At 54.5% G+C, this 19,615-nt stretch carries 17 protein-coding genes; all 17 read right to left on the reverse strand.

The genetic code is table 11. From position 1 onward, the window contains the following. Positions 1-202: 202 nt before the first annotated feature. The 17 genes from galU to rfaH all read right to left on the reverse strand — a co-directional run bounded on the left by galU (position 203) and on the right by rfaH (position 19,365). Positions 203-1,036: a UTP--glucose-1-phosphate uridylyltransferase GalU gene (gene galU, locus LMJ29_RS17310; protein ID WP_229606771.1), complete on the reverse strand. Its 834-nt coding sequence runs from the start codon at positions 1,034-1,036 to the stop codon at positions 203-205. 78 nt (positions 1,037-1,114) lie between these two features. After that, positions 1,115-2,533: a mannose-1-phosphate guanylyltransferase/mannose-6-phosphate isomerase gene (locus LMJ29_RS17315; RefSeq protein WP_229606772.1), complete on the reverse strand. Its 1,419-nt coding sequence runs from the start codon at positions 2,531-2,533 to the stop codon at positions 1,115-1,117. Between the two features lie 433 nt (positions 2,534-2,966). Next, positions 2,967-3,701 carry a WecB/TagA/CpsF family glycosyltransferase gene (locus LMJ29_RS17320; RefSeq protein ID WP_229606773.1) on the reverse strand — a complete coding sequence of 245 codons (735 nt, stop codon included), beginning with the start codon at positions 3,699-3,701 and terminating at the stop codon, positions 2,967-2,969. After that, positions 3,683-4,864 (reverse strand): hypothetical protein, encoded by a 1,182-nt coding sequence (locus LMJ29_RS17325; protein ID WP_229606774.1) that lies wholly within the window; start codon positions 4,862-4,864, stop codon positions 3,683-3,685. Before LMJ29_RS17325 ends, LMJ29_RS17320 begins: the two co-directional genes overlap by 19 nt. Then, positions 4,864-5,925 carry an alpha-2,8-polysialyltransferase family protein gene (locus LMJ29_RS17330; RefSeq protein WP_229606775.1) on the reverse strand — a complete coding sequence of 354 codons (1,062 nt, stop codon included), beginning with the start codon at positions 5,923-5,925 and terminating at the stop codon, positions 4,864-4,866. The genes LMJ29_RS17325 and LMJ29_RS17330 overlap by 1 nt, the downstream gene beginning before the upstream one ends. Beyond that, a complete protein-coding gene (locus tag LMJ29_RS17335; protein WP_229606776.1) occupies positions 5,922-7,142 on the reverse strand; it encodes an oligosaccharide flippase family protein in 1,221 nt (406 codons plus the stop codon). The genes LMJ29_RS17330 and LMJ29_RS17335 overlap by 4 nt, the downstream gene beginning before the upstream one ends. Positions 7,143-7,153: 11 nt before the next feature. After that, positions 7,154-7,888, reverse strand: a complete 735-nt coding sequence (locus tag LMJ29_RS17340; RefSeq protein ID WP_229606777.1) for a 3-deoxy-manno-octulosonate cytidylyltransferase — start codon at positions 7,886-7,888, stop codon at positions 7,154-7,156. Beyond that, on the reverse strand, positions 7,885-8,538 hold the full coding sequence (locus LMJ29_RS17345; protein ID WP_229606778.1) for an HAD family hydrolase: 654 nt from the start codon (positions 8,536-8,538) through the stop codon (positions 7,885-7,887). The genes LMJ29_RS17340 and LMJ29_RS17345 overlap by 4 nt, the downstream gene beginning before the upstream one ends. After that, positions 8,528-10,123, reverse strand: coding sequence for an aldolase catalytic domain-containing protein (locus LMJ29_RS17350; RefSeq protein ID WP_229606779.1), 1,596 nt, complete (start codon positions 10,121-10,123; stop codon positions 8,528-8,530). The genes LMJ29_RS17345 and LMJ29_RS17350 overlap by 11 nt, the downstream gene beginning before the upstream one ends. 72 nt (positions 10,124-10,195) lie before the next feature. Continuing rightward, positions 10,196-11,587: an undecaprenyl-phosphate glucose phosphotransferase gene (locus tag LMJ29_RS17355; RefSeq protein WP_229606780.1), complete on the reverse strand. Its 1,392-nt coding sequence runs from the start codon at positions 11,585-11,587 to the stop codon at positions 10,196-10,198. A 223-nt stretch (positions 11,588-11,810) separates the two neighbouring features. Next, positions 11,811-12,563: a hypothetical protein gene (locus LMJ29_RS17360; protein WP_229606781.1), complete on the reverse strand. Its 753-nt coding sequence runs from the start codon at positions 12,561-12,563 to the stop codon at positions 11,811-11,813. Positions 12,564-12,569: 6 nt separating this feature from the next. Beyond that, positions 12,570-13,295 (reverse strand): tyrosine-protein phosphatase, encoded by a 726-nt coding sequence (locus LMJ29_RS17365; protein WP_229606782.1) that lies wholly within the window; start codon positions 13,293-13,295, stop codon positions 12,570-12,572. Positions 13,296-13,494: 199 nt separating this feature from the next. Beyond that, a complete protein-coding gene (locus tag LMJ29_RS17370) occupies positions 13,495-15,738 on the reverse strand; it encodes a GumC family protein (RefSeq protein ID WP_229606783.1) in 2,244 nt (747 codons plus the stop codon). Positions 15,739-15,740: 2 nt separating this feature from the next. After that, positions 15,741-16,280 carry a polysaccharide biosynthesis/export family protein gene (locus LMJ29_RS17375; protein ID WP_229606784.1) on the reverse strand — a complete coding sequence of 180 codons (540 nt, stop codon included), beginning with the start codon at positions 16,278-16,280 and terminating at the stop codon, positions 15,741-15,743. Between the two features lie 80 nt (positions 16,281-16,360). Further along, the gene (locus LMJ29_RS17380; protein ID WP_229606785.1) at positions 16,361-17,524 is read right to left on the reverse strand and encodes an outer membrane beta-barrel protein; all 1,164 of its coding nucleotides are present in this window, start codon (positions 17,522-17,524) and stop codon (positions 16,361-16,363) included. 98 nt (positions 17,525-17,622) lie between these two features. Further along, positions 17,623-18,222, reverse strand: a complete 600-nt coding sequence (locus LMJ29_RS17385; RefSeq protein WP_229606786.1) for a hypothetical protein — start codon at positions 18,220-18,222, stop codon at positions 17,623-17,625. Between the two features lie 612 nt (positions 18,223-18,834). Continuing rightward, on the reverse strand, positions 18,835-19,365 hold the full coding sequence (gene rfaH, locus LMJ29_RS17390) for a transcription/translation regulatory transformer protein RfaH (protein ID WP_229606787.1): 531 nt from the start codon (positions 19,363-19,365) through the stop codon (positions 18,835-18,837). Between the last annotated feature and the right edge of the window lie 250 nt (positions 19,366-19,615).

The raw sequence follows: 19,615 nt of genomic DNA on the forward strand, positions 1-19,615 counted from the left end.
GCATGGGATCAATCAACAGTGGGTTCATGATGCGCGTACAACCGAATAGCCAGGCCCGTGCGGCGGAGCCAATTGCTGGCGGGCCAGATCCACGATGGTATCGATCAGGGATTGTGCCAGACAAAACGGGGCTTGCAGTTGAATAGTGCGCAGGATTGTAGTCCAGAAGCTGACGGCGCTTGCGCTTTCAAAGGTGCTGCTGTCACAGCCCCTTGAGATAAAGATTGTCGAAGCAGTAGTTGGTCGCTTCCACATAGCCCTCGGCACTGCCGCAGTCGAAACGTTGGCCCTTGAACTTGTAGGCGAGCACGCAGCCGCTCTGTGCCTGCTTCATCAACGCGTCGGTGATCTGGATTTCGCCGCCCTTGCCCGGTTCGGTATCGGCGATCAGGTCGAAGATGTCCGGGGTGAGGATGTAGCGGCCGATGATCGCCAGATTGGAGGGGGCGTCCTCCGGCTTGGGCTTCTCGACCATGGTGTTCACCCGGTAGATGTCGTCGCGGATCATCTCGCCGGCGATCACTCCGTACTTGTGGGTCTGGTCGCGCGGCACTTCCTGGATGGCGACGATCGAGCAGCGGAACTGCTTGTACAAGTTGACCATCTGCTCCAGCACGCCGTCGCCGCCCAGGTTCAGGCACAGGTCGTCGGCCAGCACCACGGCGAAAGGCTCGTCTCCGATCAGCGGCTGGCCGCAGAGGATCGCATGGCCCAGTCCTTTCATCTCCACCTGACGGGTGTAGGAGAAGGTGCACTCATCGATCAGCTGACGGGTGCCGGCCAGGTATTTCTCCTTGTCGGTACCCTTGATCTGGTGCTCCAGCTCGTAGCTGATGTCGAAGTGGTCCTCCAAGGCACGCTTGCCGCGGCCAGTGACGATGGCCATGTGCTGCAACCCGGCATCGCGGGCTTCCTCGACCGCATACTGGATCAGCGGCTTGTTGACGATAGGGAGCATCTCCTTGGGCATCGCCTTGGTAGCCGGGAGGAAGCGGGTGCCGTAGCCGGCGGCGGGGAAGAGACATTTGCGGATCATGGAGCGTCCTTGCAAGGAAGTCAGAAGAAAACATCAAACCGTGGAAGCGACGCCCCCGCCGCGAAATCGGCAGGCCCGTCACGCCCGCCCGTACTTGTCCTCGAAGCGCACGATGTCGTCCTCGCCCAGGTACGAGCCGGACTGCACCTCGATCAGCTCCAGCGGGATGACGCCGGGGTTCTCGAGCGCATGCACCTGGCCAATCGGGATGTAGGTCGACTGGTTCTCGGTGACCAGGTAGGTCTTGTCGCCGTTGGTGACCTTGGCGGTGCCGCTGACCACGATCCAGTGCTCGGCGCGGTGGTGGTGCATCTGCACCGACAGCTTGGCGCCGGGCTGCACGGTGATGCGTTTGACCTGGTAGCGGTGGCCGTTGTCGATGGAGTCGTACATGCCCCACGGGCGGTACACCTCGCGGTGGTTGACGTGCTCCTGGCGGTCGTCGGCCTTGATGCGCTCGACGATCTTCTTCACGTCCTGCACCTTGTCCTTGTGCGCCACCAGCACGGCGTCCTTGGTCTCGACGATCACCAGATCTTCGACGCCCACGGTGGTCACCAGGCGACTGTCGGCATGCACGTAGGTGTTGCGGGTGGCCTGGCCGAGCACGTCGCCCTTGAACACGTTGCCCTCGGCATCCTTGGCGCTGACGTCCCACAGGGCCGACCAGGAGCCGATATCGCTCCAGCCGGCATCCAGCGGTACCATGGCCGCGTCGGCGGTCTTCTCCATCACTGCGTAGTCGATGGAGTCCTCCGGGCAGGCGGCGAAGGCGGCGGCATCCACGCGGGTGAAGTGCATGTCCTGTTTGCCGCCGGCCAGTGCCGCGCGGCAGGCGGCGAGGATTGCCGGCTGGAAGCGCTCCAGCTCCTCGAGATAGCGGCTGGCGCGGAACAGGAACATGCCGCTGTTCCAGAAGTAGTTGCCGGTGGCTAGGTAGTCGCGGGCGGTGGCTAGGTCCGGCTTCTCGACGAAGCGGTTGACCGCATAGCCACCGGCGCCCACCGATGCGCCCTGCTCGATATATCCGTAGCCGGTTTCCGGATGGGTGGGGACGATGCCAAAGGTCACCAGCTTGCCGTCGGCGGCCAACGGCAGCGCAGTGCGGATGCTGGCGTGGAAGGCTGCCACATCCTGGATCAGGTGGTCGGCGGCCAGTACCAATAGCAGCGGATTTCCCGCCTCCTCTATGGCCTGTAGAGCCGCAAGGGCGATGGCCGGTGCTGTGTTACGGGCGACTGGTTCCAAAAGGATGGTTGCCCCTTCTAGATCCAACTGGCGCAGTTGCTCTGCAGCGAGGAAACGGTGCTGCTCATTGCAAATAAGTATAGGAGCCGATGTGTCAATGCCGCTTAGTCTGCATAGAGTGCTCTGTAGCATTGATGATTTTTCGTGGCTTATTTTTAGGAATTGTTTTGGATTAAGCTGACGTGATAGCGGCCAAAGACGTGTTCCAGAGCCGCCAGCCATTACAACGGGGATGATATTAGTGGTCATGGCTGACTTTCCGTTTGCGTTAAAAATAACGAATATCTTTCGTAAAAAACTGTTCGAGTTTTTCGGAGAATTTCGCTGTCGATAAGTTTTCTAAGGGTGAGCGGTTTTTTAAAAGTTGAGGGGCGAGGAGGTGGTTTCGAATTGCTCTACTGAAAGGTAAACTGACGCGATTGCCTGCTCTTTGATTTGAATGCCATATTTTTAATTAACTAATGTTTAAAGGAAACTCCTTTTAAAATTAATTCACAAAATTTCGCAGGCTTGAGCTGTAATTGGACTGCACAAGTATTATGCGATGGGGAGGGCAAATATCTTTATCATGTAAATCTGGTTTCTGAGAGTGTAAATTTCTTGACAGGCTGAAAGGGGGGTGGGGGTAAACTTTTTGAATTGATATAATTCGCCTGTGGTCGTGTAATGATGTCAAGAATGTTTAATTATTTTTCAAAGTTAAGTAGTTAATTAGCCATTTTGCATTTTTTATGTATCTGGGGGCTAGCCTTTTGGGCTCACTAAGCATCCGATGAAACCATTCCAAATGTGCAGTTTGCATCCACTTGGGGGCGCGAGGTGTTTTTCCGGACAAAAAGTCTAGGGAAGCTCCAATGCAGAACAAAAGCATGGGGGTAGTTACTCTCTGCTTTATTTTTAAAGCGAGTGCTTCCTGGCGAGGGGAGCCAACGGCAAGAAACACTAAATCAGGAGTTTCTTGGTTTATTAGAGAAATGCATTTTTCAACCTCAAAGGGGTCTTCCATGAAGCCAATAGGAGGGCAGTAATGACATGCGAGTTCGAGGGAAAATATTTCTTTTAGTATTTTGTATTCGTTATAGCTGGGGCCAATAATACATATTTTTTTGTCTTTGATCCATGGGTCTTGAATAATGGCCTTGGTTAGATCGCTGCCTGGTATAACATTTTTAATATGTGTGCCCTTTAGGCATGAGGCGATTTTAAGAACTCTACTGTCGCATACTATATAATCTGCATTTCTATATGCAGTATTGAAGAGGTCGTTGTTGGCACTTGACAAGCGCTGTAGGTGGTCAATATTGGGGGTTACAATTATGCGGGGTGTGGCTATTTGATTTAAGTCTGTTTTTATTTTTGAGATAAATTCAGATATAGGGATGTCTAGTATTTTCAAGTCTAGAATGCTTTTTTCCATTTTTCAGCGCTTTTTGGAGTTTCGTGTTTTACAGCCCAGAGGCTCATTAGTATTGAAAGAAAAATTATGGGCAAATTAAATGTGTGAAGTGGGAATGATACGATTATTGGTAGTAGTGGTAGGCATGAGGCTGCCTTCAAAATGCCATAACGATTAAATAATCTTTTTGTGCAGATGATTAGGAGGAAAGAGATTGGAATAAATAATCCAATGCCTCCTGTCAGGGCATATTGTAAAGGCATACTTTCTAATCGTATATTCCAGGCGCCCAACTCACGAGCGTCTCGGAATCCTTCCCCATAAATTGCAAAGGCGTGATTTAGGCCTATTTGATAGTTCCTAATATGTTCGGCAATAGAGCCGGAGTCATCAGCGATTATGTGTGTTGTAAGCCAAAGGTTAATGTCGCTTGAGAGGTATGACGCAATTAGAGAGATCAAGGGAAGTGCGAGTAAGAGATAGAGTTTTTTGTATTTTAGCATTAAGACATAAGTGAGCCATATTAGAGCCAATAAAAGTGTGCTTCTAGATAACGCGAGCGCTATGATTACAAGTAATACAAAGTATATTGTCTTGTCCCGACAGTCTAGTAAATAAAGGATTATAGAAAGGATGAGGGCGGAAAAGGCCGATGCCAATGGATTGAATAAAAGCCCATACATGCGGTGGATTTTTCCATCCATTAGGAGTCCGCCAAAATCATTTTCCCTTTTGTAAAATATTGAGGCAATCTGGTCCCACATCGTGAAGTGAATTATTAGGGAGGCTGAGAGATATAGCACTAATACGTATTTAGTTTTTTTGAAATTTTGAGGTTCTGAGGAGGCTGAGCCAAGGGTGGAAAAGTATATTATGAAAACAAAAAATGTTATAGCAGAAAAAAGCTGATATATGAACTCCTGAAGTAGGGATCTTGTGTTTGTGAAGAATATAAGCACCGTATAGAGAAGTATCCATGATGCGATTGCTAATGGCAATGCTGCATCTCGGCGGATTTTTGCTTTAGATAAAATCGCGTGTGATGCTAGGAAAAGTAAAAAGATAGGGGTGAGGTATGCATCAATGTTTAGAATGTTTACAAAAAAAGCTTGTACAATGGATATTGTCAAAATTGATGCAATTAGTGAGTCAAATGAGAGGCCGGAGGCTCTAAGTAAGGTCATTACATTACCTGCGCTTTTCGGTAATCTTTGTATTGAGTAGTGAACTTTGTGCACAAGGTTTTGTGTATTTTTGCGAGATGCGGATTGTTTCTTTGGGTTGTTTCTAGAAGTTGATGCGTCAGGGTAAAGCTATCTACCCCGAAAAGACAGGATGAGTAAATAATGGTGTTGCTCCACATGCCGACTACAGTTTTGTAGTTGCCTGAGCAGATAAGGCTTTCAGCAGATAGGGAGGTTTCAATTATTTTTATTCCTTCCTTTGAGATTGCTTCAACTTTTTCCTTTGATGACCGAGGGTGAAGTTTTATCACCACTGGTGATGGCAGAGTCTTCGTTGCCATAGAGTATATAGATATTTCTTCTGTCAAAGATGCTATTCCATCTTCGAATAGTGTCTGACCTATAATGAGGGAGGTCGCGTCGCTAGTTTTTTCTGAGATTAAGAAGTTTTCCGTGATTTCATTGGCATAGTCAGTCAGAGGTATTGTTTTTTTTGTTTTCCAGCGCTTGCTGATCTTTTCTGGAAAAAAGCAATAGTACTCAGATGTTTTTTGAAATAGCTCTTTGTTGCTTCTTAAGTATAGATGACCTTTGCCAAGCGCCATCGCCAGAATATTTTTTGCAGCGAGTTTTAATCTATTGTGGTTGATAAAGTTGAAGTTGAAGTAGTCGCAGATTCCATCTTCTACTCGAGCCAAGGCGACGCCTGAGTTTTTTTTTGTCACTGAATAAAGTATTTTTCTGGTTATTGGGCTATAGAAGTTGAAGTAAAATACTTTTGAAATTGAAGGGAGGCCATTGGTTGAGATTTCAATTTGTGAGAACTCTTCATCCATTCTTTTTATTGATTGAATTACACCATGTTTATGTATGGAGTCGAATCTGGTTTTTTCGTGGTTGAAGGTGTATTTTATTTGATGCTTGATGGTGGTCTTTATTTGCTCGATGGACTGCTTCGTTGTTTGTTCTGCAATGATTATTGGATGTTCTATGTTTTCTTTTTTTATTATTGCATTTGCTATGGCAGCGTGCCATGGGCTACCAATTATGAATAATTTCATGCTGCCTGCTTCTTAAAGAGCAAGATAAATGAGAAGGTGATTATAATACTTTCGGCTGCTAATGTTGTAAGTGCTGCAGCTTTTATTCCGTGCTGATTTATTAATAGTAGGTTGCCCCCTATGTTCACCATTGAGGCGGTGAGTGTCAGGTAGAAAAAAGACTTACTCATTCCTCTTACATGGAGCATGTTTGGGTAAAGTAATCCAAATGACAAAACTATGCAGGTTGCAATGAATATGTCAGCCAGTTCTGTGGTGGTCTTGGAAAGGTATCGGCTTCCTAGAAATAACTCAATGAAATCTGCTTTGTAGATAAATGCAATAATGAAAAGTGGTAGCGAAGCAAAACCAAAGGCGAGCGACAATTTTATTGCCTTTTTTACAAGAATATCTCCGCGTGGAGTGCTGCAAAGAGTTGGATAGAGTGTTGTTATTATAACGCCGCGAAAAGCAACAAAGGCTGCATATATTGTTGCTATGGCGGAGTAAATCCCTACTTGTTGGCTGTCCAGCATGGTCGCGATGATTATTATGTCGGAGTTAAAATATGCTTTTGCGAGCAATGATCCTGACACTAAGTATATTAGACCTTTTTCGGGGACGGTTAGGTTTTTTAGGGAGAAATTGGATAATGCTTTTTTGCGAGGGACGTACATTGCTGAGATGAGGATTGTTATTCCTCCTAGGAGAATCCCTTTCCCTAGTGTTAATGATGCGGCAGAGAGGAGAGATTTTTTTTCAATTATATTGAATGCAAGTATTATTGCAATTAAAAGGGCCAAGTGGGTGGTGTTCTGCAGAGAGGCTTCAAATTGACGATTTGTTGCGCGAAGAAACCAATCTTTGCTAATTGAGTAAGATAAAATGCAAACTATTAATGTTAGAAACTCTGTGGGGTTTATTGCATTTATTGGTAGAAGGATGGTTATGCTTGCTATTGAGAGTATTGTTCCGATGGACCTGTTTTTAATTATGCTGGAAAATACTTTGTCAAGCTCAGAGGGGGCGTCCTTGTGTTTTATTATGAGTCGTATTCCTTCTTGGTTTGAACCAAATTCAATTAATACTATGAGATAGAGAAGTATTGCTTGTAAATAGCTCCAGCGGCCAAATTCGTCAATCTCAAGGCTTCTGGCTAATGCTATAGATAGTATAAGCCCAAAAATTCTTCCGAGTATCTCACTTGCGAGTGTTTTTGATATTTGTTTATGGGGCATGGGGGTTAAGATCAAGCTAGACCGAGTATTTTTATCGCTTTTTCGGCACGTTGAATGTCTTCTGGAGTGTCCACCGCGACGGAGTTGCTCGACATTTCAATCATTTTCACATCAAGCCCTAGTTCTAAAAAGCGAAGGATCTCGATGTCTTCCACTTCCTCTAGGGGAGTCTTTCCATTTGAGCGTGAAAAGGTCTCAAGCGCTTTTCTGGGAAATGCATAAGCGCAAACTTGTCTCCAAGATTTGACGAATTGGTGCTTTTTGTTGGTTGGGATTGGGCTCCTGGACATATAAAGAAGGTTGCCGTCCGGACGCATGACGACCTTGGGGATCGTTGGGCTTCTAAATAGCTCCTCTTCGGTTATTTCACAATATCCGTTGATAATTTTATCGGGGTTGGCGGCGGCTGTTTTTAAGATTGCCTTTATGTCGTCAGGGTTGAACGCTGGCTCGTCTCCCTGAATGTTTATGAATATATCTGCATCAAGATACTGAGCGCACTCAGCAATTCGATCTGTGCCAGTGAGACAGTCTGTGGATGTCATCAGGCACTGGATTCCCTCACGGACGCAAACGTCACGAATTCGCGAATCTTCAGTCGCTACGAAAACGAGTTCGGGGGGTACTGCTTTCACACATTGTCGATAGGTGCGAATTACCATAGGCACGCCGCAGAGTTCTATAAGAGGTTTGCCAGGCAGGCGAGATGATTCATACCGAGCAGGAATGATTACGGCAAATTTCATGATTGTTTTTCCGTGATGATCTGTAGAAGAGATTCAACCACACGATAGCCCTGGTTAGAATAATTGGCGGCGAGCTCTGGTGTGTTTGAGTAGCCACTACAGAAAATAAAATCTATACCGTTTTCTTCAGCTGCCTGACGATCACCTTCAGCATCGCCAATCAGGCAGGTTTCACTTTTTATTAGATTGCTCGATTCGATGATGTTCTGTATGTTGATGGATTTTCTTGTGGGGGAGCCGTATATCTCAACGAAGTAATTTTCTAATCCTCGCGCGCGGAATACTTCTCGCAACTCATCTTGGTCGCTGCCCGACACGATCCAGCAATTAGTTGACGGGATCGCTTCTAGCAGTTCAAATACTCCCTCGCAAACATTGCATTCAAGATATTGCTCTCTGCATTTTTGAGCGTAAAGATCCAAGATCTGCTGTTTTTCGTCTGGAAGTGACTCTCTTTTCAGGAATTCATCGAAAAATACTGTTATATGGTGGTATCGAGATTTTCCAAAATTATTTCGAAAGTACTCTATGAAAGTATCTACTAAGTTTTCTGAATAGCCGGAAAGCGCCAGCCTCATTGCGGTGAGTTTGAAGTTGTTGCTGTCTAGCAGGACTCCATCGCAGTCGAATATATAATTTCTATATCGCATAGATTGATCCGGTTGCGATGTTGTAGTTCGTGGGGGTCAGGCAGGTAATCTTGATCTTGGTCTTGAAGTGGTCGAGAGTTTCCTGTGACTCTTTGTTCCTTGTATCCAGATGAGGATATCCGTCAAAGCCGACTAGGCTTATCTTTTCTGCTTTTCCCACCTCGCAAAGGGCAAGTGTGTAGGCGAGGGTCAGTTCATAGGGGATAATGCAATAGCTGTCATTTACTATCCAGCTGTGACCGGTGTCGACTTCATAGTTGATTGCAGGGGAGATATCATTTTCTTCGAATCTGGAGTGCGGGGCTATCAGTCGCGATTCAAAATTTTTGTATTTTTCACGATCCGTCAAGAATTTTATGTTGTGAGTGGCTGTGTAATAGTCAACAAGCTCTGGTGGGATTTGGTTGTTTATGTTGATTGCAATGACAACAGGCTTCTTTTCAAGAATATAATCTTTTATGGCTTTCTGGTGTTTGGCTGTACTTTCGCCTGCGCCGATAATGAGGACCTCACGGTTATCGAAAATCCCAGCTACGCTATGGCCTCTCGTGGCCTGAGTGCGAGGTTTTGCTTTACTGATGTTAAGCGCTTTTTCGAGATTCTCGCCGTCATAGCTGGATGATTCTATTCTACCTAAATACTGGATGGCCGCTGCTCTTTCGGAGGCCCCAAAACGTGAGTCGCTGTATAGTTGCTGGATATATGTTGGGTGAATATTGAACGAGGCCCCGATGTGATAAAGAAGACTAGTTCCCCATCCATATTTACGCTGCATGGGTTCGAAATGCTTCAAGATAAGCTCATGCAGTTGTTCGGGTTTGTAGTTGGAGCCATGCTTCCGACAAAGCTCTAGTAGGAGAATCTCTGTTTTAGTATTTCCTGCGCCGCGCCCCATGCCAGTCATCGTTGCGTCGATGTAAGTTACCCCAAGATCGAGGGCTCCTAGGGTGTTGGAGAGCGCTTGAGAAGTATTGTCATGAGCATGCAGTCCAATATCGTCATCCCAGTTTTGACGAATGGCCTGGATGATGCGTTCTTGCTCCTGTGCATCCATGTTACCTAATGAGTCTGCGAAATAGAGGACGTCGATAACCTCGGATTCGTAGGCTTTCGCGCTGGCAGCGATGATCTCATTGTCTGTCTTTCCCACAGACTGCATGAGATTAAGTCCTACGAAATAGCCATATTCCTTGAGTTCACGGCATATGTGGATCGCGCTCTCAATCTCATGATAATGGGCTGCAATTCTGACAAAATCGAGGCGGCTTTCACTTTTCGGAACAAAAAGCCGGTCTACCCCCTCGCGAATGTCATAAGGAGAGGAGATGAGAGTTTTAGCATCCACCATAACCCCATAGAGCGGGCCATTCGGTAGCTTAAGATGATTGATGTAGCGCTCACTGGTAAAGGCATTGGCTCCTTTGAAGGTTGTTGAGTCAAAGTTTCTCAGGCCCAGTTCGATCATGTCGATCTCTGCCTTGGCTGCAGCATGTAAATACTCGGCAACCAACTGTTCATCAAAATCCCAGTTGTTGTAATAGCCGCCGTCTCTCAGTGTGCAATCCAGTACTTTGAGGTTTTTCATTTTGTGCCTTCAGGAAACGTCTATTTTGTCTGTGTGCTACAGACTTTTGTGATGGCTTCTATAGTGATGGTTTCAATAAATGTCTTTTGATAAAAGTGTGAAGGGCGTTTTGATTAGAATCTTGATGTCTAACCACACCGACCAGTTGTTGATATAGGCGAGGTCAAGTTCAACGCGCTTTTCCATCTTGTCCAGGGTTTCGGTCTCGCCGCGGCAGCCGCTGACCTGTGCCAGGCCGGTGATGCCGGGCTTGATACGGTGGCGGGCCATGTAGGCGTCGATCTTGCCGGTGTAGTAGTCGTTGTGCGCCACGGCGTGGGGGCGTGGGCCGACCAGGGACATACGGCCCTGCAGCACGTTGATGAACTGCGGCAGTTCGTCGATCGAGGTGCGGCGGATAAAGCGGCCGATGGGGGTGATGCGGTCGTCGTTGCGGGTGGCCTGCTTGACGACCTGGTCATCGTGCATACGCATGGAGCGGAACTTCCACACCTCGATGATCTGGCCGTTCCAGCCATGGCGCTGCTGTTTGAAGATCACCGGGCCGGGCGAGGAACGCTTGACCAGCCAGGCGATAGTCAGCATCAGCGGGCTGAGAGCGATCAATGCCAGCAGGGCGACGACGCGGTCCATGGCAGCCTTGGTGAATGCGGCGGTGGGATAGGCGGTCAGCGGGCTTTCGTTGAGATGGATGGCCGGCAGGCCACCGATGTCGCTGACCGAGTGGTTGAGCAGCATCAGGCTGGCCAGGTCGGGGATCCAGATCACGTCCACACTGGCGTCCAGCAGGTCGATATACAGGCCTTCGATCTGTTCGGCCTCGGCCAGTGGCAGCGCGATGTACAGGCGGCGGATGCTGTGTTCGGCGATCAGCGCACGCAGGTGTTCGATGCCGCCGAGGATGGGGTAGAGGCTGTTGCTCGGCAGCTCCGCGGTGTCCGGGGCGACCAGGCCGAGCACCGGCTCATGCTGTTGGCGCACCAGCTTGTCGGCGAGCTCAAGTGCGAGATCCCCGGTGCCGACGATCAGCGAAGTGCGTTCGGTCTGCAGTTTCCGGTGATAGTGACGGGAGACATGTTGCAGCGGCAGGTAGCTGGCGGCCTGCAGGGCAAAGCCGAGCACCGCCCAGGTCAGGGTCACTTCGCGGGAGAACAGCTCGCTGGTCTTGGTAACGAAAGCGATGACGGTAAGGCCGGCGAGCAGCAGCAGCCAACCGCAGAACAGCCGAGTCAGACCGGTGAGATAGCTGTGCTGCTTGTGGTAGACGCGCAGCAACGAATAGGCCGGTACCGATCCGAGCAGGGCGAAAACGGCGAGGACCCGGTACTGGGTGCCCAGTTCGCCGGTCTTGAGGGTAGTCAGGGCGCACAGCAGAAGGGTGATTAGGCCAGATGCCACCAGCCACTGGCCCCAGAACGTGAGGCCGCGGCCTCCGGGAAGAGTGCTGTCGGGGGTACGAGTCACGTAATGGGCCTTGCTCTGGAAGGGGGCGCTGGCGCCCCGGGATTGGGCGCCGCTGTCCACGGGGCGTGGGCGAGCGGGATTCGGACTGGACGACGAGAGGGAGTGCGCGGCGCTGACTCTACGCTGTGCAACCCGGGGCGTGGGCTGAGGGGCGGTGGAGGTCTTGGGCATCATCCTGAGCCTGTGTCGAGTGTGGATGCGGGGCGGGGCTATGTCGCCGGGGTCAGCGGCAGATCTTGCGAGTGTCTTTCAGTTCGGCGTCGAGGCTATCGCACAGTTCGCTGCTCATGCCGGTCTGGCTGGCAATCACCAGCAGGTTCTGTGTCTCTTTGGGGCCGTGTTTGACGGTGCGGCGCGCCGATTCGAGAGTGGCGCGGCGCTGCTCGTCATTCAGTTGTGCCCAGGCAATGAAGCCGATTTCCGCCAGGGTGCGGCTGATTTCGATGCGGTTGGGGCCGAGGGCTTGGGCCTGCTGCAGGGCGCGGCCGAACTCATTGTCGAATTCGAGGAGGTAAAGCTTGGCGTAGGCCAGCGCTACCCAGTTGTTGGGCCAGGTCGGGCGTACCTCGCTGGCGGCGCGGAAGGCTTGCAGGGCCTCACGGCGAGACTGTTCGGCCGTGTCGGCGCCGAGGGGCTGGCGGAATTGTTTCCATTGCAGCACGCGTCCGAGGCGCTCGAGGTATTCGCCATTACTGCCGGGGTAGAGGGCGATGGCGCGTTGCGCCGCATCATGGGCAATCTGCCAGGCACGTGGATTGGGTTCTTCACCTTTGCGCATCCAGTCATCGAGGAAGGCCTGAGTCTGGTAGCTGGCGATGCCGGCGAGCAGCAGGCGTGAGCCGCAAAAGAGCAGCGCCAGGCTTGCCAGCAGGACCAGCAACAGGATGAGGCGAAGGGTGACCGGTTTCGCAGTTTGCGGATTGCTGCGCGAACGGGAACGGCGCCGGCTGGTGGTCAGGGCGGAGGTGGCGGTCATGGGCGGTTACGCGAAGTGGGCTTGGGCGATCTGCCAGGGAATGTCTTTGACCAGGCGTTCGGCCTGGCGGTCGCCGACAATGCGGGCGGCGTGCTGCATGCCTTCGGCGAGGACGGGCGGGCGGTGCTGCTCGTTGTGGGCGTCGCTGGCGAGAATGGTCACCAGGCCCTCTTCGAGCAGACTGTGGGCGAGGGCGCGAGCATTCTCGCCGAAGTGCCCGGCGACGGAGCCGGCAGTGACCTGCAGCAGGCAACCCTGCTTGAGGAAGGGCTTGAGCTTGGCCGGGGTCCGCATGAGGCCCTTGTTGCGCTCCGGGTGGGCGATCATTGGCACGACGTTGCGTTGCAGCAGCCAGGTGGTGAGGCGTTCGGCGCCGAAGGGGATTTCGCTGTGGGGGAATTCCAGCAACAGGACCTTCTTGTCCTCCCAGCGGCCAAGGAAAGGCAGGCCGCCGTCGGTCAGGTTGCCCATCAGCTCCATGCCGAAGCGGATTTCCGCGGCCCAGCTCACGCGGAGGTTGATACCGGCCTGGGCAAGGCCCTGCACGAAGCGCTGGTGGGCCTGATGGATGCTGGCGCGGTCGTTGTCGTAGCGGCCGTGGTGGATGTGCGGAGTGCAGACCAGGTGGGTGATGCCGTCGTCGACGGCGATGCGAGCCAGTCGCAGGGCGGTTTCCAGATCGGGGGCGCCGTCGTCGATGCCGGGGAGCAGGTGGCTGTGCAGGTCGATCATTGAATGGTCTGATTCTGGCGTTGGCTGCGGAGTTGCTGGGACGACGTTCCCACACGCAAGCATGGGAGCCATCGAGAGTACGGTGTGGATCGCAAATAAATGTGCTCCCGCCAAGGGAGCACATTTATTTGCGGTTCGCTTTTCCCTTTTCCCCGCCCCTCTCCAGGGAGAAGAGGGGCGGGGAGAGCGCGAGGAGGGCTTAGGCCTTCTGGGCGTCGCTGCTGTAGCCGTAGTAGTCGTAGTAACCGCCGTAGCTATAGCCTTGCTTCTGTGCCTTCTTGATGTCGACCTGGTTGAGGATGATACCGGTGACCGGGGCGTTGTTCTGCAGCAGTTGGCCCACGCCTTTCTGCACCAGCGGGATCGCCGTGGATTCGGACTTGACCACGTAGAGCAGAGCGTTGGCGTGGGTGGCGAGCACCAGCGCATCGCTGACCGCCTGGGTGGGCGGCGAGTCGATAACGATCCGGTCGTACTTGGTGCGCATGAACTCGACGACCTTCGCAAAGCGTGGCGAGGACAGCAACTCCAAGGGGTTGGGGGGCACCGCGCCGGCACTGAGCATGTCGATGCCGTCCACGTGCTTGACGCACTCGTCGAGCTTGGCGGTGCCGGCGATCAGGTTGGCCAGGCCCGGAGTGCCGACTGGGAAGCCGAAGTTCTTGGCCATGGTCGGGCGGCGCATGTCGGCGTCGATCAGCAGGACCTTTTCCATCTGGCCGAGGGCGGCGGCGAGGTTGGCCGCTACGGTGCTCTTGCCTTCGCCGGGAATGGAGGAGGTGATTACCAGGATCTTGTGCGGTTCCTCCATACCGGACAGCACCACGCCGGTACGGATGGTACGGATCGACTCGCTGAAGCTGCGCTCCTTGTTGTCGGTGAACAGGTGGGCGACTTCGGCGCGCTCCTTGTTCTTGATGAGCGGCAGGATGCCCAGGACCGGCAGGTTGAGCTTGTTCTCGATCTCCTCCGTGCCTTTGAAGGTGTTGTTGAGCATCTCCAGCAGCAGGGTCAGGCCAACGCCGGCGAACAGGGCGAGCATGCCGGCGATGGCGACGATCAGTGCCTTCTTCGGCTTGACCGGTTCGGTCGGCAGGACAGCCTTGTCGACCACACGGGCGTTGGCGCTTTCCAGGTCGGCGGTAGCGGTGGTTTCCTTCAGGCGGGTCATGAAGGTGTCGTACAGGGCGCGGTTGGCATCCACTTCGCGCTGCAGTTCACGCAGCTTGAATTCCTTGCGCGAGATGTCCTGGATCTGCGACTTGTTGGCGTTGAACGAGGCCTGCAGCGAGTTTTCGTTGGCCATGGCCAGCTGGTAGTTGCGTTCGATACCGGCGACCACCTGCTCCACCTGACCGCGCAGGCTGGCGGAGGCGGCAGCCAGTTCAGTGCGAGCGGCTTCCATGGTCGGGTGACGGGCGCCGTAGCGCTTGCCCAGTTCGTCGACCTTGGCCTGGGCTTTGGCCTGATTGGCCTTGAACTGCTGGATCAGCGGGTCGCCCAGCACTGCCGGAATGGTGGCGAGCTTTTCCCAGCCGCCGCCACGACTGGCCTGGACCTGACGGTACATGCTTTCCGCCTCGGCGCGCTGGCGGCGGGCGTCGATCATGCGGTCGCCGGTCTGCGACAGTTCGGCGGCGCTGATGGTGGCCACGCCGTCTACGTCCACCAGGTTTTCCTTCTCGCGGAAGGCCTGAAGACGGTCTTCGGCCTGCTTGAGGGTGTCACGCAGTTCGGTCAGGCGGGTGTTCATCCAGTTAGTGGCGGTCATGGACATTTCCATGGTCGCCTCCATCTGGCTTTCGATGAAGCCGTTAGCCAGGGCATTGGCTGCCTTGGTGGCCATGCGAGCGTCTTCCATTTCGACTTCGACGCGCACAAGCTGGCTCTTGCCCTGCGGAGCGACGCTGATGTGTTCCATGAACTCCTTGGTGACTTCGTCGAAGATCTGCGCTTCGGTCGGATCGACACCTTCTTCCAGGTCTTCCGGCAAGGTGGCGGGTACGACCTGGTTCAGGTTGAAATTGGCGAGCAGTCCGGCGATGTCGATCAGCGGTTCAGGTTGCTGGCGCGGGTCGAATTCGGGATGGGTGGTCAGGTTCAGTTGCTTGACCACGCGCTCGGCGAGGGCGCGCGATTTGAGCATTTCGAACTGGGTCTGCAGGTATTCGTTGCCGGTGCCCTCCAAACCGTAGACTTGTTCGATGGAGACCACTTTGGCGGCCTGCTGCTCGATGAGCAGGGTAGCGCCAGCTCGATAGACGGGGGTGATGCTCAGCACGCTAAGCACCGCGACCATCATGACCACCAGAACCAGGGTGATGATGCTCCACTTGCGGCGCCAGATGGTCTGCCACAACTGCAGCAGGTCGATATCGTTATCGTCCTCGTCGGCGCGCTGGGCGATCAGATTGCGCTCGTTAATCTGGGCGTTGCTTTCCATTATTAGAAGAAACCCTGGTCAATGGTAATGGTGTCGCCGGGCATGACGATGGTGTCGAGGGTGGCCTTTTCGGGGGTACGGCTGGCGTCCTGGTCGCGGATGATGGTGATGCGACCTTCGGACGCGCGCTCGGTGAGGCCGCCGGCCAGGGCAACAGCGCGGCGCAGGGTCAGGCCGGGCTGGAATTTGTAGCCACCGGGCTCCTTGACCTCGCCGCTGATGAAGAATTCGCGGTACTCCAGCACGCTGACGGAGACGCGCGGGTCGACCAGGTAGTCGCCCTTCAGGCTTTCGGTGAGCACTTGCTCGATTTCCGCCGCGGTCTTGCCTTTGGCGCGAACTTCGCCAATGAACGGATAGGAGAAGATGCCGGCGTCGTTCAGGCGGACTTCTTCGAAGCTGAGATCCGTTTCGCCGAATACATTGATGCGGATGACGTCGCCCGAGGCCAGTTTGTAGGTGGAGTTGCTTTCGGCCAGCACGGTGCTGCTATTGAGTAGAAGCAGGCCCAGGATCAGGCGGAAGAAGTAACGGATGACCATGTGGCTTGGTTTCTCTTGTGAGGTCGGCTAGTGCACGGGGGGGGCGCCACCCCCCCGTGGGGTTGCCGCAACCGCGGGGGTTACAGGCTGGCGTTGAAGGTGAGGGCGTAGATGTTGCGCTCGTAGCTTTCGTTGACGGCGTCGGAGTCGTTCTCGGAGTACTTGTAGCCGATACCGACGTCCAGCCAGCGGCGCATTGCGTAGGTCAGACCGACGCCGAAGGTGTCGATCTTGTCTTCACGCTCGATGTCCTGATAGTCACGGTCGCTGCGGGTGTAGCTGACGTTGGAGGTCAGGCGCTCTGCCCAGTCGTGTTCCCAGCTCAGGGTGGTGGTCTGGGACTCGATGGTGGACGCGTTGTCCTCACCTTCGTCGAAGCCGCGACGGGTGTTCAGGCCGAAGCGCGAGTAGGTACGCGGCTCCCAGGTGGCGCCGACTTCCCACATGCCGCCGGACTTCTCGCCGACGCTGGAGTCGTCGAAGTCCTTCTTCTCGCGACCGAACTTGGCGGTGCCGGTGGTCTTGGCCGTGGCTTCCCAGGTCACACCCGCGAGCAGGCCGGTGTTCTCGCTGTTGCGCAGGTCGTTGCTGACGTAGTTGTAGTCGGTGTAGCGAGCTTCCAGCAGGGCCTTGGTCTTCGGTGCCACGCGGTAGTAGAAGGTGCTACGCAGCGCGGTGCTGTCGCGCTCCTTGTCGGCGTTGAGGTGATCGCTGTTGGTGTAGCGCAGCTCCTCGTAATTGGCGCCGAAGTCGATCTGCGCGCGGGCAGTCTCTGCACCGTAGGTGTACACGCCACCAACGTTCTTGGTGTTGTACATGTCGTTCTCGACCTGCTGGTCGAGCGATGCGGTGTCTTCGACGTCGTGGTAGCCGGCATTCAGCTTCAGACGATTGCGTGCATCGAACTCCACGCCCACATCACCGGTCAGATGATGGTCGGTGTTGTTGTCTTTGTGGCTGGAGTGGAAGGTGTCGCTGACGGCGGTGTAGCTCACCTGGTAGGCGCTCTTGCGGCCTTCCGCACCGAGGGTGAAGGTCGGCGCGATGGTGGTGATCCACGACGACTCTTCGTCGTTTTCGACGGCACGGAAGTTGTCGTCGTAGCTCTCGGCCACTTTCAGCGTCGGAGTGAAGATCACGCCGTCGGACAGTTTGATGCCTTGTGGATCGAGCGCCCAGGCGTTGGCACAGACGACGCCGGATACGGCGGCGGCCAGCAGGCTGCGGTGCAGTTTGTTGCTCATGAGGAAAAGTCCGGTCCTTGCCCGCGAGTGCGGGGGAGGTAATCGCCACGATGACGGCCGTTGCCGGCCGCCATCGGAGTTCATCATCCGCTAGGGGATCAGCTACGGCTGGCGTTGTTGTTGTTGGAGCCGCCACCGCCACCGCCGCTGCTGCCCGGGGTGCTGTTGCCCGGATTGCCTTTGGTCACGCCGCCGCCGGCGGAGGAGCCTGCGGAGCCCTGGTTGGAGTTGGCGGAAGCCGATTCGGCTGCGCTATCGATGTCAGCCGCGGCGCTGGCCGGAGCGGCGGCCTTGACGGCGGCCACGAGAGCTTTCACCGACTGGCCGGGAGCTTCGCCACGGGCCTGGGCGGCGGCGACGACGGCGCGGACGGCGGCGGCGGTGATTTTCCCGGCGGCGGCATTGGGATTGCCACCGTTGGCCTGAGCGGCAGCAACCGCAGCCTTGACGGCGGCTTCGGTGATCGGGGTGGCCAGGTTCGGCGCGGCAGCGATGGCGGCGGCCACCAGGGCTTCGGCGCTTTCCGGATTGGCGGCGATGGCGGCTTCGATGGCGGCGGTCAGCGCCTGGACATCGTTGGCCTGGATGGCCTGGGTCACGCCGGCAGGCAGGGTGCTGGCTGCGGTGCTCTCAGCAGCGGTGGCTTGACCGGCGGCCAGGGCCAGGGCTATGGAAAATGCGGTAAGGGTCTTGCGCATTTTTAAACGTCCTCGTTATTTGCAGCAGTTGACCTCGCCGGCTCGGCGAGCAGGCAAGGGGGTGAATTATTTTTGGTGCTGTTATCTGTCCATGTGCCTGGAGTGACACCAGCCCCTCCGGGCGTGGGCATTCGACAGACCGGCAAGCATATTCAAACTGCGCTCGGCTTGCGATAGCGCACAAGCAAAGAGCGGGCCATGTCTCATTTGGTGCACGCCTCGTAGTGTCGGTAGACCTTGGTGACGCGGGTAGCCAGCGACCAGTCGAGGGGGATCGGCAGAAGGCCGAGGAGGCCATGTAAGAGACCGGGGTGCAGGCACTGCATGTGTTAATTCATTAACAATTTGCGGTGTGAAATGTTGGCGTCCGGGCACGCTACCGCCCCAGGATTTTCCGTCGAGTCCTGAAAACGCGGTTTTTCCGGGGTCACACGGTCGCCAAGGCGCGCGGAGGCCGTGCACTGGGTCGCTGTGCGAACGATTTACTTGAGGGGTGGGGATGACGCGCAAGGAGGGGGCGATCCTGTCCCTGGATTTGTAATTGCTGCAACGGCGCTTAGTGTAAAAGGATATTGTGACGCTGGTCTCGCCCGTTTGTCAGTAGGATTTTTGCTACTGTTGAGCCTTGCGGACGCTTGCCAGTGGCACGCGAACCTTCTGTTCGCGATGCAGGATATTCATCAACAGTACGACCCGTTCGTTACCGTCCATGGAGAGAAAAATCGCCTCCAGCTCCGCGAAGGGGCCATGGTCGATGCGGACCTTGTCGCCGGTTTCCAGCAGGTGTTCGGCGGACACGCCGTTGCAGCGTTGCTGCAGCTCCTCGATCAGGCAGGAGCTGACGGCCAGCGGTTGGTTGCTGAAGCCGACCACCCGGCTGACGCCACGGGTCGAGCGCAGCGGGGCCCAGTTGTCGAACTGGCTGAGCTGGATGAACAGGTAGCCGGGAAACAGCGATTCCTCGACCAACAGGCGTTGCCCGCGCACCAGACGCTCGCGGCTGTGCTGCGGGCGATAGCAGATGAAGCCCTGGCGCCGCAGATTTTCCTCTGCGCGCTCATCCTGGCGCGGTTTGCACTGGACCAGATACCAGGCACTCGGCGGTCTGCACTGCGGCGCTTGGGGCATAAGACTGCTGCTCATTGGGGGCTTTCGTTCTGGAATTGCTGCCTGCCGGCGCCATCGGAAATGACGCCGTCATTAAGAACTCTGGATGAATTTTCGAATTGTGCCACGCAGGTGGTGCTTTGGCATCTTGGCCATGGCTCAGGGCTGCCCCGCCTGCTGACGGCGGACTTCCGTCTTTTTGTGTGCGCCGCAAGGAAGGAGAGCGTTCCGAGGGGCCCAGCTCCTTTCCTTGGGCGGGATTTTTGCCGACGAATGGCGGAATCTA

The sequence above is a fragment of the Pseudomonas oryzagri genome (genome assembly GCF_020831405.1).
GTDB lineage: Bacteria > Pseudomonadota > Gammaproteobacteria > Pseudomonadales > Pseudomonadaceae > Geopseudomonas > Geopseudomonas oryzagri.